A 15,076-nucleotide genomic window follows, 5' to 3' on the forward strand; every position below is an offset into this window, starting at 1 on the left:
CCCTGTAACAGGGGCATCATCGGGGCAGGCGGCGCGTCGTTGTGCAGCGGTTTATTAACGGCCCATGGCCCGCGCCGCATCAGCGGTGTACTGATCGGCGGTGAATTTGCCTTCGTTCAGAACCGCCCCTTTTTTGGTCTCGTTCGTCATGCCGTAACCGGTGTACTGACCCGAGTTCAAGTCCATGAAGAACTGCGAACCTGCCTGCCACGCGCTCATGTCCGGGTGGTAGTAGTAATTGATCATGGCGTGCTTCCACAGCTGCCCGCGGGCATCGTAGTTATCGGCCATCACCGAATGCCAGGTGTCCTCGTCAATGAACAGCACGCGCTTGCCATAGACGTGACGGTAGCCTTCCTTCAAATCGGCTTCGAGCACCCACACACGCCGCAGCTCATAGCGCATGTAATCCGGGTTCGGGTGATTGACGGTCAGCAAGTCGGCGTATTTGGCCGTGCCCGCGTTGGCCTTGTAGGCATTGGCCGGGATGTACATCTCACGCTTGCCGACCAGTTTCCAGGTGAAACGCTCCGGCGAGCCGTTGTACAGGCGATCTTCGTCCACCGTCATGGTGCCATTGGTGCCAATCATCGGCTGGTCATAGCCATACCCCGGCAACTGGCGCACGCGGCGGGTCGAGGGGCTGTAGGTCCAGGCCTGACGCGGGTCGGTCTTGAAGTTGTAGGGCTCGTGGGCAATGTTGATCACCCCATTGTCCCGTGCAGGCTTGAGGGTGGTGTTGTTGGTGTAGGACTGTAGCTTGTCTTCGGTGCGCGGTTCCACGGTCGGTGAGTTGGCGGGCGACAGCCCCTTGCCGTAGGCCCGGCCCCAGCCAATGCTGCCGTTGGGCAACACCGAGGCCAGGTCACTGGTTTTGTCTTCTGTCCAGGCGCGAGCCGGCAATTGGTGATTCCACAACAGCTCCATGCCGCTCTTGGGAATCGGGAACGGGACTTGACCCAGCCCTTCGATGCCCATGCCGTCATCCACCAGCTTGGCATTCAAGGCGTTGCTCATGGCGCGTCGGCACACGTAGTCGGGGTAACGGAAATCGCGGTGGCCGGGGTAGATGTTCATCTTGTAGGTGGTCGGGTAGCGCTTGAGCAGCGCTTTCTGGCCTTCGGACAGTTGGTCGGCGTACTGCGCCATGTTCTGCGCGGTGATCACCAGAATCGGTTTTTCATCAACGTAAGGGTCGACCGGGTGGTCGCCGGAGAATTTGACGTGGTTCCAACCGGGCACCTCCCCCAGGTACTTGCCGGTGTAGGGCGGGATGGTCCCCGCGGCGTTACCGGCCTTTTCGGCGCCGACACAGGTCAGCTCCTTGCCCAGTTTGGCCGCTTCTTCGGGGGACACCTGGGCCAGTGCGGCACTGATCGCCAGTCCGTTGACGGTCAGGGTGGCTGCGAGCATGACGCCTGTTCTTGTTATTTTCATGTATTGCCTCCTACGCGAGTAAAGCTTGCTGGGGGTGTGGTGCCATTCTTCGCCATCTGCAGCCGGACACATCGTCCACTAAGACTAATCAGGCGCTGAGCAGCTGCGTCTTGAGCACGCCCTTGAGGGTTTTGCCCGACGCGTTGCGTTCAAACGGGGTGTGCTGCACGTGAACCCGCGCCGGCACTTTGTAACTGGCCAGCCGCGCTGCCATGAAGGCCTTGAGTGCCTCGCTGTCCGGGGCTCTGCCCGCCTCGGCGCGCACAACCAGCAGCACCACTTCACCCAGGTCGTCATCGGGCATGGCCAACGCCGCCGCCTCGATCACGCCGGGCATTTCGCAGGCGCATGACTCCACTTCCGCCGCTGAAATTTTTTCGCCGCCGCGATTGATCAGGTCTTTGGCGCGGTCGGTGATGTAGAGGAAGCCTTCCTCATCCAGCCTGCCGATGTCACCGGTGTCCAGCCAGCCGTTTTGCAAGGTCAGCGCGCTGGCCTCGGGCTGGTTCCAGTAGCCACTCATCAACGTCGGCGAGCGCAGCCAGATCACCCCGCTGACGCCCGTCGGCACGGGTTGGTCGGGGCTGTCGCCGATGCGCACATCCACGATGGGCAGCGGCCAACCGGCGGCGGCCGGTTTATAGACGAACTGATCGCCCCCAATCGCCGCGCCGATGCCATTGCTTTCCGTCAGGCCATAGCCGCTGCCGCCCACGGCCTCGGGTTTACGCTGGGTCAAATGCGCCAGCAGGCTGCTGGACGGGGCCGCCCCGCCCAGACCGAGGCCGAACAGGCTGCGGGTATCGGCGGTGCCGAAGCGCGGTGATGTCAGCAGTTGCTGCATCATCACCGGGGCACCGTTGAACTGGGTGCATTGCTCATCGCGAATCAGATCGAGGGCGGTTTCCACGTCCCACTTGTACATCAGCAACAGCCGCCGACCGCTGCGCAAGGCCAAGAGGAATTGCGCATGCAACCCGCTGACATGAAACAGCGGCACCGCCATCAACGTGGTGGGCGCATAGCCACTGTTGATGACCACGCTGATGCGCTCGGGTGAACTCACCGCGCAAAACGCGCCCTGAAACTCCAGCGCCACCAGCGCCTGACACACTGCGCGGTGGGTCGAGAGCACGCCTTTGGCCAGACTGGTGGTGCCCGAGGTGTAGAGAATCAGCGCCGGATCATCGGCCCCGACCCTTGCTGGTGGGACGCTCACGAGCGGTTCAGCGAGCAGGTCATCGAAGCGGTGGCAATGCGCTTGCAGTGGCGAGCCCGCAGGCATGCCCACCACCAACGTTGCGAGCCTCTGTGCGCTCAGGTCGGCGGCCAGCAACTGCAACCGTGGCGCATCACACACCCACACCTGAGCGTTGCTGTCTTGCAGGCCATGAAACAACTCATCGCGCAGGCCCCAGCTATTGAGCGGCACACACACCGCACCGCAACGCTGGATAGCGGCAAACGCCACCAGCCAGGCCGGTTGATTGCGCATGGCGATGGCCACCCGATCGCCTTGGCGCACACCAAAACGCTGCACCAGTTGCCCGGCCAGACGGTCCACCTGATCGAAAAACTGGCTGAAGCTCAGCCGCTGCTGTTCCCACACCAAAAATTCGCGGTCCCCGTGCACCCGCCCGCTGTCGATGGCCGCCCACACGTTGGCGGCGGTGTGGCGAAAATACTTGTGACCGCTGCCCGGGGTTTGCAGCACCTCATAGGGCGAGCCCGGGCCGATCAATTGCTGCCAGGCGCCCTGCCATTGCTCAAGTTTCATCTTGTTATTCTCCAGACGTTAACCGCCTATGGCTGACTCAGGCGGGCGCGGATTCCAGCGCGGCGTAGCGCTCGCAGTGGAAGTCGGCATCCCCCAGACAGGCCTGGGCCACGCGGATGCGTTTCAGAAACAGCCCCACATCCAGCTCATCGGTCACCCCGATGCCACCGTGCATCTGCACCGCTTCATTGGCCACGCGAACGGCCATGGAGCCGGCTTTCCATTTGGCCAGGCTTGCCAGCCGCTGACGCTCCACCCCCGTCATGGACGCATCGTCCAGCGCGGCGAGCCCGGCCATGACCGCGCTGCGCGCCAGTGACAGTTCGACATATAACTGCGCCGCGCGATGTTGCAGCGACTGGAACGAACCGATCGCCACATCGAACTGGACACGGGTCTTGAGGTAGTCGAGGGTCATCTCGAAGAGCTTTTCCGCCATGCCCAGCAGTTCCGCCGCCAGGCACACCCGGCCACGGTCGAGCACGCGGGTGAGCACGGGGCCGGCAGCGCCAGCCTCGCCCAGCAACGCTTGCGCGCCCAGGCGCACCTGGTCCAGACGCACTTGCGCATGGTTGCGCGAGTCAATCAGCGGCAAGGCGCTGACCGTCACGCCCGGCGCATCGGCGGGCACCAGAAACAGGCTGATGCCCTGTTCGGCGGTGGCCTCTTCAGCGGTACGCGCCACCACCAGATAGGCATCAGCCCCCACTCCGTCGATGACGAAGTACTTGTGGCCGTTGAGCACGTAACCGTCGCCCTCGGGGCGCGCGCTCACATTCACGCTCTGCGGGCTGTGCCGCGGGCGCTCGTCGAGGGCCAGAGCCAGACGACGCTCGCCACTGATGACCGACGACAGCCAGCCGTCCTGCTGCTGCGGGCTGCCCAGCAGGTGCAGCAATGAGCCGCTGAGCACTACGCTGGACAACAAGGGCGAGGCACTGAGGTTGTGGCCGATGGATTCGAAAATCGGCCCCAGCCCCATGCAGCCAAAATCCAGCCCGCCGAGGTTTTCCGGAAACGGAATCGCACTCCAGCCCAGCGCCACCGCGTCTTGCCACAACTGAGTATCGAACCCGCAGGCACGGTGCTCATCACGCAGGGCGCGTTGCAGTGACACCGGGCTGCGCGCCGCCAGAAACTCGCGGGCGCTGTCGGCCAGTAGCCGTTGTTCTTCGCTATAAAGCAGAGTCATGGTGGGTTCCTTACTTCACGTCAGGCAGGCCGAGGACCCGCTTGGCGATGACATTGAGCTGGATTTCCGAGGCGCCGCCCGAGATGGTCAGGGCGAAACTGTTCAACCAGCCGCGAGTGATGGCCTGTTGCTGCGCACTGAACGCCGTCGCGTCCCAACCCAGCGCCTGATAGCCCATCACATCCAGCAGCACCTCGAACTTGTCGCGCTCCTGTTCGGTGTGCACCAGCTTCATGATCGACATCAAACCGCTGACGTCTTGCCCGGCCCGGGCTTCTTCGCCCATGCGCTGCACGGTCAGGGTGTAGGCCTGCTCATTCATGGCGCACGCGACCGCGCGCGCCACCAGCGCCTGTTCACCCAGGCCCTGGGCGTCGGGCAGGTATTCGTGCACCAGCGGCAACAGATGAACATGCGTCGGCAAGCTGAACTCGCCGAACTTGGACATGGCTTTGCGTTCGTGTTGCAACAGGCGCTTGGCCAGATTCCAGCCGCCATTAAGCGGGCCGATCAGTTGGCTTTTCGGCACTTTTACGCCGTCGAAAAACACTTGGCAGAAGGCGGATTTGCCGCTGATCAAATCAATCGGTGCGACGCTCACGCCGGGGCTTTGCATGTCGAGCACGATCAGGCTGATGCCCGTGTGTTTGCTCGCCGCAGGATCGGTGCGCACCAACGCGTACATCCAGTCCGACTTGTCGCCGTAGGAAGTCCAGATTTTGCTGCCGTCCACCACAAAATGGTCGCCCGCGTCCCGCGCCGAGGTTTTCAGGCTGGCCAGGTCCGACCCCGCATTGGGTTCGGAAAACCCCTGACACCAACGCACTTCGCCCCGGGTCATGGGGGTCAACAGCGCTTTTTTCTGTTCTTCAGTGCCGAATTCCAACAGCACCGGGCCCAGCATCCAGATGCCGAGGTTGATCTGTGGCGGGCGGCATTTGAGGCGGCGCAGTTCGCTCTCCAGCACTGCGTTGTATTCCGGGCTCAAGCCACCGCCGCCGTATTCAACCGGCCAGTCGGGGCAAAACCAGCCTTTGTCGCGCATGCGCTCAAACCAGACCCGGGCGTCATCACCGGCAAACGCCACCTCCCGGCCGCCCCATACCAGTTCCCCTTCCGGGATCGCCTTACGCTGGGAGGGCGGGCAATTGGCCTCAAGCCACCTTCGGGTTTGTTCTCTGAACTGCTCAATCGCGCTCATGTGATTCACCTGTTGATCCTGGGAAACGAACAGCCCTTGCACAGCCTGGCCCCCTGACAGCGCGTCGCGGCTGGCGCGAAGGCAGGCTGTGAAACGGGTTAACGCTGCGTGCGTGGCATGCCCAGGCCGAACTGGGCAATCAGCTCGCGCTGGATTTCATTGGTGCCGCCGCCAAAGGTCAGGGTCACTGAGGCGCGCACTTCGTACTCCAGGTCGCCGTGCAACACGGCAGCCGCCGAACCGCTGCGCACCAGCCCACTGGCACCGACGATGGTGCTCAGCACGCGCAGAATCTCGATCCCCGACTCCGAGCCGTACACCTTGGTGGTGGACGCCAGCGCCACATCCATGCGCTCACGCTCCAGATCGGCAGCGATGCGCAGGTTAATCAGGCGCATGGCTTCCAGCCGTGCATAGCACTCGGCCAGCCCGGCCCGCACCCACGCGGTATCGACGGCCCGCACGCCGTTTTCATCGGGCTGGCGCGCCCACGCCCAGACACGCCGGAACAGGCCGACGACCTTGTCCGACCACGCCCCAAGGCCGAGCCGTTCGTGGTTGAGTTGGGCCGTGATGAGCTTCCAGCCGCCGTGCAACTCGCCCACCAACATGTCCTGCGGCACGCGCACGTTGTCGTAGTAGGTAGCGGCCGTCGGGTTGCTGGTGGTCGGGATGACCGTGGTCGAAAAACCCTCGGCGCGGGTGTCGAGAATCAGGATCGACACGCCCTTGTGCCGTGGCCGCTCAGGGTCGGTACGCGCGGCCAGCCAGATGTAATCCGCCGACTCCGCGCCCGAGGTCCAGAGCTTGTTGCCATTGACCACGAAGTGATCGTCCTCCCGGCGCGCCGAGGTTTTGAGCATCGCCAGGTCGCTGCCGGCCTCAGGCTCGGAATAACCGATGGCAAAGATGATTTCCCCGGCCGCGATACCCGGCAAAAATTTGGCCTTCTGCGCCTCAGTGCCGTACGCCATTAACGCCGGCCCCACGGTGCTGATGGTCACGAAAGGCAGCGGCGCCCCGGCGATGTTGGCTTCTTCGAAAAAGATGAACTGCTCGGTCGGGCCATACCCCTGACCGCCGTGTTCCTTGGGCCAGCCCACCGCCAGCCAGCCATCGCGCCCCATCTGGCGGATGGTGTCGCGGTACAGCTCACCCCCTTCCTTGCCGCGCAATTGTTCGCGCAAGGCCGGGGTCATCAGCTGTTGAAAGTAGTCGCGCACGGTATGGCGCAGGGCATGTTGTTCGGGCGTGAGGTCGACGAACATAAATAACTCCTTAGGCTGCGCCGAGAATCAAACCGCTGGTGGGCACGCCCGTACCGGCGGTGACCAGCACGTTGTGCACGTCATCCACCTGGTTGACCGCGCTGCCCCGCACTTGCCGTACCGCTTCGGCCACGCCGTTCATGCCGTGGATATAGGCTTCGCCCAATTGCCCGCCATGGGTGTTGATCGGGAACTTGCCGCCACGGGCATGGTGCCCGGCGCGGATGAACTCCTTGGCCTGGCCCCGCTCGCACAGCCCGAACTCTTCGAGTTGCGGCAGTACAAACGGCGTGAAGTGGTCGTAAATAATGGCGGTTTGCAGCGCCTCCGGGCCCAGCCCTGACTGGCGATACAGTTCTTTGGCAACCACGCCCATTTCCGGCAGCCCGGTGATGTCGTCGCGGTAAAACGACGTCATGATCTGCTGGCCCGACGTGATGCCCTGGGAGCCGGCCTTGATCATCACCGGTTTCTGGCGCAGGTCTTTGGCGTACTCGGCCGAGGTGATGACCATGGCCACGGCGCCATCGGACTCCTGACAGCAATCGAGCAAATGCAACGGCTCGCAGATCCAACGCGAGGCCTGATGCTCCTCCAGGGTGATCGGCTTGCCGTAAAAAAACGCCGCCGGGTTGGTGGCGGCAAAGTCACGCACGGCCACGGCCACGCGACCGAAATCTTGCGAGGTGGCGCCATAGGTGTGCATGTAGCGCTGGGCGAACATCCCGACCCAGGACGCTGGCGTGTGCAGGCCGTGGGGCATGTACCAGCCGTAATTGACGTTCTCGAAAATCGGCGTGGACGCAAAGCCATAGCTGCCGCTGCCAAAGCGGTACCACGAACGCTCGTTCATGGCGCGGTACACCACGACTACCTTGGCGACCCCGGTGGCCACGGCCATTGCCGCGTGCATGATCGGTGCGCAGGCTGCGCCACCGCCGTGGGGCACCTGGGAGAAAAACTTGACGTCTTTGCAGCCCAGCAAGCGGGCGATTTCATACTCGGGCACTTTGTCCACCGAGTACGAACTGAACCCCTCCACGTCGGCGGGGTTAATGCCTGCGTCTTTGAGGGCCGCCAACGTGGCTTCCAGCGCCAGGCGCAGTTCGGTGCGCCCGGAGTTTTTCGAGAATTCGGTGGCGCCCAGACCGACAATGGCGGCGCGCCCGGAGAGTGACGATTGCGACATGTGAACTGCCTCCCGCTGTCAGGGCAAAACCAGCGCGACCGTGCCGGTCACGTGGTTGCCCATGGAATTTTTGCCGCTGAGGGTGATTTCAACCGTGCGCGTGGCCGCGTCTTGATGGCTGACTGCGCCGTTGAAGGTCATGCAGTCGCCGGGGTAATTCGGTGCCCCCAGCTTGATTTTCAGCGACGTAAAACGTGCCTGCGGGCCTGCCCATGCTTCGACATAACGCTGCACCAGACCGTTGGTGGTGAGGATATTCATGAAGATGTGCGGCGACCCCAGCGCCTGCGCCGCTTGCAGGTCGTGATGGCCGGGGAAGTAATCACGCGTGGCAATCGCCCCTCCGGTAATCAGGCCCACGGTGATAGGAATCGCCAGTTCCGGCAGGGTCTCGCCAGGGCGCACGTCGTCAAAGCGCTTGGTGTTCTTCGAGGTCATATTTCCATCCCAGCGTGTCGTGGTGGCTCAGCCAATGGCCGAGGCGTTCAAGGCTGGCGGCCGAACCGCCCAGCGCATTGCCCAGGGCCCGGCTCCAGTAGAGAAAACGGTGCATCGGGTACGTCAGGTCGACGCCAATGCCGCCATGTACGTGTTGCGCGTTATGCCCGATCAGGTGCCCGGCTTCGCACGCCTGCCAGGCCGTGGCCAGGGCTTCGGACGGCGCCGGCAGGCCCGCATCGAGGCGGTAACACAACTGCCAGAGGCAACTGCGCAGGGCTTCGAGGGCAATGTGGGCATCGGCCATGCTCATTTGCACCGCCTGAAAACTGCCGATGGCGCGGTCGAACTGACGCCGCTCGGACACGTATGCCACGGTGCGCCGCAACTGTTCGGCACTGACCCCCAGTTGCAAGGCGGCCAGCGCTGCCGTGGCTCGGGGTTCGAGCCATTGCAGGGCCGCGACCGGCAGCAACTGCGCGGCACTGAGGCTCACCCCCTCAAGGTGCAGGTCAGCGATGGCCTCGCCGTGGGTCATGCGCCCCGGCACGTGCTTGATGCCCTTGGACGCCAGTTCGATCCAGGCCAGTCGCGGTTGCCCTTGCGCCATGACCGGCAACAGCGCCGCCTGCGACTGTTCGGCCAATGCCAGTGCCGACACCCGGCCATTGACCCGCCAGCCCCCGGCTTGTGGGGTCGCGTGCAACTGCACCCCGAGGGCGCTGTGCAACCCGCCCAGGTCCAGCGTCAGCAACGCCCGTCCGGCCGCCGCCTCCGCGGCCCAGGCCTGTAATGAGTCATCACCGAAGCGCGCCAGCGTGGCCGCCGCCAATTGGTGGCGCCACAAGGGCACTTGCCCCAACGCCTGGCCTTGCGCCTGCAGCACCTGCATCAGGTCGGTCATGCCCAACCCGCTGCCGCCCTGCGCTTCGGGGATGGCCAAGGCTTGCAGGCCAGTCTCTATACACAGTTCCCACAACGGCTCCATGTAGGCCTGGTGACCGGTATCGAACTGGCGCAAGCGGTCGTCGGTGCAATAGTCGGCAAACACACTGCCGGCCATGTCCGCGATCGCGTGCTGATCGTCTGTGAATTCGAAATCCATACGCGCCCCCTTACTCGGCCACAGGCCGGAACAGCGGCAAGGTCAGCTCGCCGTCAAAGGTCTGGAACTCCAGCTGCACGGGCTGGCCGATGCGCAAGTCCTCGCGCGCGACCCCGGTCAGCCCGGCCACCATGCGCACGCCCTCTTGCAGCTCGATCAGGCCAATGGGATTGGGATGATCGAACGGCGCGACTTCGGGGTAATGCATGATCACGAACGAGTACAGCTGCCCGCGGCCGCTGGCCTGCACGCTGTCCCAGTCAAAGGAATGGCATTCGATGCACACCGGCGCTGGCGGATGGCGCAAGGTCTGGCACTGGGTGCACCGCTGAATCAGCAACGTGCCCGCGTCGCAGCCTTCCCAGAAAAACCGCGTGTCGTCGCTCATGCCCGGCTTGGGGCGTTTGGCCACCGGTGCAGCGTTCGCGTCAGCCGGAGCTTGGGGCGCGGTTTGCGGGTGCGCCGGGCGGAACTTGAAGACGCGGAACAACAGCTCCCCGACGGCTTCATCACCGCTTTTATGCTCGACGAAATACTGCATCACCAGCGTGACGAAAAACCCGGTACCCAACCCTGTGGTTTTCTCGTCGCCCACTGAATCCAGGCGCGTGGTGTAATAGAGCTTTTCGCCGGGACGCAGGTTGCGGTTGAAGGTCAGTTCCGAGTTCACCGCCACCACGGACGGGTACCCGTAGGACTCGATCAGCTTGAGCACTTCGTAAGGGTTTTCGGTGGTTGAGCCCGGCGGGTAATGGTTGGCGTGAAAGCCTTCCATGCACCACACCTGCAACATCGAGGGCGGTGCTACCAGCCCGTCCTGATCACTGTTGGCCGCAAAGGCAGGGTCGGTGTACAGCGGGTTGTCGATGCCCATGATTTCGCACCACTGGCGAATCATTGGGGCGTTGACGTCGTCCCAGGCGTACACGCGACCATATTCGCGCCCCACCAGGGCGCGCACGTCGGTTAGCAATTGAGAATCAGCCAAGTTCGTCTCCTGCGGAATGAGCGCGGCAACCGGCGGGTTGCCGCAAAGGGTCGATCAATGCCCGGCGTTCTGCGCGGCACCCAGAAAGGCCGGGCGTTCGCCACCGCCGTGCAACAACAGGTTGCAGCCGCTGGCATACCCGGCCATGGGCGAGGCGATAAACAGGCAGGCGTTACCAATGTCTTCGGGCACCGCCATGCGCCCGGCCGGGATCCCGGCGCTGACAGCGGCCACGCCCTGTTCATCGCCGTAATGCAAATGCGATTGCTCGGTGCGCACCAGCCCCGGACTGACGGCCACCACGCGCACCTTGGGCGCCCACTCCACCGCCAGCGATTGCACCAGCGCCAGCACCCCGGCCTTGGCCGCGCCATAGGCCGCCGTACCCGGTGACGCCCGCAAGGCGCTGATGCTGCCGATAAACACGATGCAGCCGCCGTTGGCCTGCTGCTGCATCAAAACGTTGGCCTGTTGCGCCACATTCAGGGGCGCAATCAGGTTCAGGCGAATGATGCCCTCATGAAAACGCGGCGAAACGCTGGCCGCCTCGGCCGCAGGGCTGCCACCGGCGTTGTTGACCAGCACATCCAGATGCCCGAAGTCGGCACGGATGCCCTCGAACAGGGCCTTGAGCGAGTCCGGGTCACGCACATCGCAGGCCATGAAGATCGCCTGCGCCCCGCCCGCTTGCGGCAGTGCTTGAGGCGCGCTGCGGCCACACACAATCACCCGCGCGCCAGCCTGCAAAAAGCTGCACGCAATACCGGCGCCGATGCCTTTGGTGCCGCCGGTGATCAGCACCACCTTGTCGGTGTAATCGAGTCCTGAGCAGTGGCCCATGAGGTGCTCCTTTTCTTCTGATGGAGCCACTCTAGGGGCTTATTCGCGGGGGCTCGTCGTCTGAACGGACGATGAAGCCGCGCCCCGCCGACGCAACACTTCAGCGCACGCTGCACTGCCAGCCACCGTTTATGAGGACCGCCATGTCAGCCCCCTCCACCGACCCGGTTTTGCTCCAATTCCCGAGCCCGGGCGTCGCCCTGTTACGGCTCAACCGGCCCCAGGCCACCAATGCCCTGAGCCTTGAATTACAGGCCTTGCTGTCGCGCTATTTCGTGGCACTGGCCGACAATCCTCAGGTGCGCTGCATCCTGCTCACGGGCGGCGAGAAGGTGTTTGCTGCCGGCGGTGACATCAACAGCATGGCCGGGGTCGGCCCGATCGAGATTTATCAGCGCCACACCGAACGGCTATGGGCGCCCATCCAGCACTGCCCCAAGCCGGTGATCGCTGCGGTGTGCGGCTACGCCTATGGCGGCGGCTGTGAGCTGGCGATGCTGGCAGACATCATCGTCGCCGGGCGCGGGGCAAAATTTTGCCAGCCGGAAATCCGCATCGGCATCATGCCGGGCATCGGCGGCACCCAGCGGCTGGTGCGGGCCGTGGGCAAGGTCAAAGCCATGCGCATGGCCTTGACCGGACAGCCCATCAGCGCCGAAGAAGCCTGGACGGCCGGGCTGGTCAGTGATCTGGTGGACGATGATCAGGTACAGGCCCATGCACTGGAGATTGCCCGGCAGATTGCCGCGATGCCCCCGCTGGCCGCCGAGCAAATCAAAGAAGTGATCCTGGCCGGGATGGACGGGCCGCTGGAGACCGGCTTGGCACTGGAGCGCAAAGCCAATGCGTTACTGTTTGCGTCGCGGGATCAGAAGGAGGGCATGCAGGCGTTCATCGAAAAACGCGCCGCGCAGTTCGAAGGCAAGTAACGCCGAGCCTGCGCCCACCTCCAGGAGGTGGCGCAGGCTGGCGGTGCAATCACTCAAGCACTCACAGCACTGCGCAGCTCATTCTTCGCCACTTTGTTCGACGCATTAACCGGCAGCGCCTCAAAGAACCGCACCTGCCGTGGCACTTTGTAGTTGGCCATGTGCGTACGCGCCCATTGAATCAGCTGCGTTTCATCCAGCGACTGGCCGTGGCGCAGCACCACACAGGCGCAGCCCACCTCCCCCATGCGCTCATCGGGAATACCGATCACCGCAACCTGTGCAACTGCCGGGTGCTCCAGCAGCCCGGCCTCGATTTCGGCCGGGTAGCAGTTGAAGCCGCCCACAATGAACATGTCTTTGAGGCGGTCGGTGATGCGCAAGTTTCCCGCGTCATCCAGCACGCCAATGTCGCCGGTGTGCAGCCAGCCTTCGCGGTCAATGGTCTGCGCGGTGGCCTCGGGGTCTTCGAAGTAGCCTTGCATCACATGAAAACCGCGCAGGCAGATCTCGCCCGTGCTACCCGCTGGCAACGCGTGGTTTTGCGGGTCGCGAATGCTCACCTCGGTGCCGGGAATCGTCCGCCCGCTGGTCCCGGCGATGGTTTCGGCCGCGTCGTGCGGGTCACAGAGGGTCGCCAGGCCGCCGCACTCGGTCAGCCCATAGGCCGTGGTGACGACAGCAAACCCCAGCTCATGGCGCATGCGCTCAATCAGGATCGGCGGAATCGTGGCCGCGCCCGTCACCGCAATTCGCAGGCTGGATAAATCGGTCTCAGCCAGTTTGGGGTGGGCGAGCATCGACAAATACAGCGTGGGCGGCCCCGGCAGCACGTTGATGCGCTCGGCGCCAATGCGCTGAAACACCGCTTCGGCGTCAAACACCGCGTGCGGCAAGATGGTCGCCCCGGCCAGCAGGCAGGTCAGCCAGCCCGCCTTGTAGCCAAAGGCATGGAAAAACGGATTGATCACCAGATAACGGTCACCCGCCTGCAAGCCAATCACCTTCACGTACTCGCTGAAGGCGCGCAGGTTTTGCCCGTGGGCGCTCATCACGCCTTTGGGTTTACCCGTGGTCCCGGAGGTGAACAGCAAGTCGCTCAGGTCGGTGCTCTGCACACTGGTCGCTCGCGCCTGCGCGAGGCTTTCACTGACCGTCGCGCCCTGGCTCAGGAACACGGGCCAGCCCAGGTCGCGCTCACTGGCAACCGGTGGTTGACCCAGCAGGATCAGTTGCTCAAGGCTGGCCGGACGATGCGGGGCAAGCATGGCCGGGTAATCAATGCCCAGAAAGCTCGGCTGCACAAACAGCACGCGACTGCCGCTGCGCTGCAGGATGTCGGCCGCTTCGTTGCCTTTCATGCGGGTGTTGATCGGCACCATGACCGCTCCCGCGCAATGGATGCCGAGTGCGGCGAGGATCCAGTCCCGGCCATTGGGTGCCCAGATTGCCACCCGGTCGCCCTTCTCGATGCCCAGCGCCATCAGGCTGCGGGTTACGGCCAGGGCCAGTCGGGGCAAGTCCCGATAGTCCGTGCACTGCCCATCTTCTTCAATGGCCGTGCGCCCGGCATGCTGTTGCGCCGCTTGCTGCAACAAGTGTGGGATGGAGCGCGGCAGGTTTGGCGTGGCGTCCCGCAGGGGGTCATGGCTGGAATTCATCGGTCACTCGTCTGGCGAATTATTCGGGGAAACACACGCGTAACTGTTCACTGCGCGGGATGGACTGGCAGGCCAGCACCCAGCCTTCGCTGAGTTCCTGCTGATCGAGGGCCTCGTTGCGCAGCATCTCGACCGCGCCGCGCTCGACCGTACACATGCAGGTGGCACACGACCCCACCAGGCACGAACTGGGAGGGCTCAACCCGGCGCGCTGCATGGCGCTGAGCAGGGTTTCGCCTTCGCCACACGGCAGCTCGAACTCTTCGCCGTCGAGGCGTACCGACAATTGGCTGCTGACGCCCTCGGGGTTCACGGCGGGCAACGCGGGCACGCTGCCTTCTTCGGGCAGCGAGACAAAGCGCTCCACGTGAATGCGCCCGTGTGGCATGCCCAGCCCTTGCAGGGCACTGACGGCGGCGTCCATGAAGGGGCCGGGGCCACAGATAAACGCCTGGGCATGGGCCCAGGGACGGGCGATTTCGGCCAGTTGCGCCACCGCCGGAATGCCTTGCACCGAATCCAGCCAATGAATGACCTGCAGCCGCTGCGGGTGGGCGCTGGCCAGGGCCTTCAACTCGGCGGCGAAGATCACCGAGGCTTCATCGCGATTGGCGTAGATCAGCAAAATCCGCCCGCTGCCGGTAATCAGCGCCGTGCGCAGGATCGACAGCACGGGCGTCACCCCGCTGCCGCCGCCAAACAGCACAAAGTCATCGTCAAAGTGGCGTGGCACGAAGGCCCCTGCTGGCGCGAGCACGTCCAGGTGATCGCCCTCGCGCAGGTGCTGGCACAACCAGTTGGAGGCGCGGCCGTCACGCACCTGCTTGATGGTCACGCGCAGCGGCTCATCGTGCAGCGGCGTGCTGGACAACGAATAACAGCGCGGCAACCAACGGCCTTCGAACGGCACGCGCAGGGTCAGAAACTGGCCGGGTTTGTAGGTGAACTGCTCGCGCAGCGCGGGCGGCACGTCAAACACCACAGAGCGGGCGTCCGGGGTTTCGGTGATGATGCGCGCAACGCGCAGGGCATGGTAAGCGGGTGTGGTCAT

At 64.0% G+C, this 15,076-nt stretch carries 13 protein-coding genes; 1 reads left to right on the plus strand and 12 read right to left on the minus strand.

What is annotated here, in order from left to right; genetic code table 11:
• Nucleotides 1-54: 54 nt before the first annotated feature.
• The 10 genes from V6F78_RS04325 to V6F78_RS04370 form a co-directional block, all read right to left on the minus strand.
• Complete coding sequence (locus tag V6F78_RS04325; protein WP_390898196.1) at nt 55-1,437, minus strand: DUF1329 domain-containing protein; 1,383 nt, start codon at nt 1,435-1,437, stop codon at nt 55-57.
• An 88-nt stretch (nt 1,438-1,525) separates the two neighbouring features.
• Nucleotides 1,526-3,214 carry a class I adenylate-forming enzyme family protein gene (locus V6F78_RS04330; protein WP_332726692.1) on the minus strand — a complete coding sequence of 563 codons (1,689 nt, stop codon included), beginning with the start codon at nt 3,212-3,214 and terminating at the stop codon, nt 1,526-1,528.
• A 37-nt stretch (nt 3,215-3,251) separates the two neighbouring features.
• Nucleotides 3,252-4,406 (minus strand): acyl-CoA dehydrogenase family protein, encoded by a 1,155-nt coding sequence (locus tag V6F78_RS04335; protein ID WP_047280604.1) that lies wholly within the window; start codon nt 4,404-4,406, stop codon nt 3,252-3,254.
• Between the two features lie 10 nt (nt 4,407-4,416).
• Nucleotides 4,417-5,607: an acyl-CoA dehydrogenase family protein gene (locus tag V6F78_RS04340; protein WP_332726695.1), complete on the minus strand. Its 1,191-nt coding sequence runs from the start codon at nt 5,605-5,607 to the stop codon at nt 4,417-4,419.
• 98 nt (nt 5,608-5,705) lie between these two features.
• Complete coding sequence (locus tag V6F78_RS04345) at nt 5,706-6,875, minus strand: acyl-CoA dehydrogenase family protein (protein ID WP_047282380.1); 1,170 nt, start codon at nt 6,873-6,875, stop codon at nt 5,706-5,708.
• A 10-nt stretch (nt 6,876-6,885) separates the two neighbouring features.
• Complete coding sequence (locus V6F78_RS04350; protein WP_048377236.1) at nt 6,886-8,064, minus strand: lipid-transfer protein; 1,179 nt, start codon at nt 8,062-8,064, stop codon at nt 6,886-6,888.
• Between the two features lie 18 nt (nt 8,065-8,082).
• Nucleotides 8,083-8,502, minus strand: coding sequence for a MaoC family dehydratase (locus V6F78_RS04355; RefSeq protein WP_047276748.1), 420 nt, complete (start codon nt 8,500-8,502; stop codon nt 8,083-8,085).
• A complete protein-coding gene (locus V6F78_RS04360) occupies nt 8,474-9,607 on the minus strand; it encodes an acyl-CoA dehydrogenase family protein (protein ID WP_047293283.1) in 1,134 nt (377 codons plus the stop codon). The genes V6F78_RS04355 and V6F78_RS04360 overlap by 29 nt, the downstream gene beginning before the upstream one ends.
• Nucleotides 9,608-9,617: 10 nt before the next feature.
• Nucleotides 9,618-10,595: a bifunctional MaoC family dehydratase N-terminal/OB-fold nucleic acid binding domain-containing protein gene (locus V6F78_RS04365; RefSeq protein WP_048377238.1), complete on the minus strand. Its 978-nt coding sequence runs from the start codon at nt 10,593-10,595 to the stop codon at nt 9,618-9,620.
• A 54-nt stretch (nt 10,596-10,649) separates the two neighbouring features.
• Entirely contained in the window at nt 10,650-11,435 is a 786-nt protein-coding gene (locus tag V6F78_RS04370; RefSeq protein ID WP_048377239.1) for an SDR family oxidoreductase, read from the minus strand.
• A 143-nt stretch (nt 11,436-11,578) separates the two neighbouring features.
• Between V6F78_RS04370 and V6F78_RS04375 the strand changes: the two genes are divergently transcribed.
• Nucleotides 11,579-12,364, plus strand: a complete 786-nt coding sequence (locus V6F78_RS04375; RefSeq protein WP_169835776.1) for an enoyl-CoA hydratase — start codon at nt 11,579-11,581, stop codon at nt 12,362-12,364.
• Between the two features lie 53 nt (nt 12,365-12,417).
• On the opposite strand, the gene V6F78_RS04380 is transcribed toward V6F78_RS04375, so the two are convergent.
• Both V6F78_RS04380 and V6F78_RS04385 read right to left on the minus strand, forming a co-directional pair.
• Nucleotides 12,418-14,025 (minus strand): FadD3 family acyl-CoA ligase, encoded by a 1,608-nt coding sequence (locus tag V6F78_RS04380; protein WP_332726698.1) that lies wholly within the window; start codon nt 14,023-14,025, stop codon nt 12,418-12,420.
• Between the two features lie 19 nt (nt 14,026-14,044).
• Complete coding sequence (locus tag V6F78_RS04385; protein WP_047293279.1) at nt 14,045-15,076, minus strand: ferredoxin--NADP reductase; 1,032 nt, start codon at nt 15,074-15,076, stop codon at nt 14,045-14,047.

The sequence above is a fragment of the Pseudomonas sp. ESBL9 genome, assembly GCF_036668715.1.
GTDB classification, from domain to species: domain Bacteria; phylum Pseudomonadota; class Gammaproteobacteria; order Pseudomonadales; family Pseudomonadaceae; genus Aquipseudomonas; species Aquipseudomonas lundensis.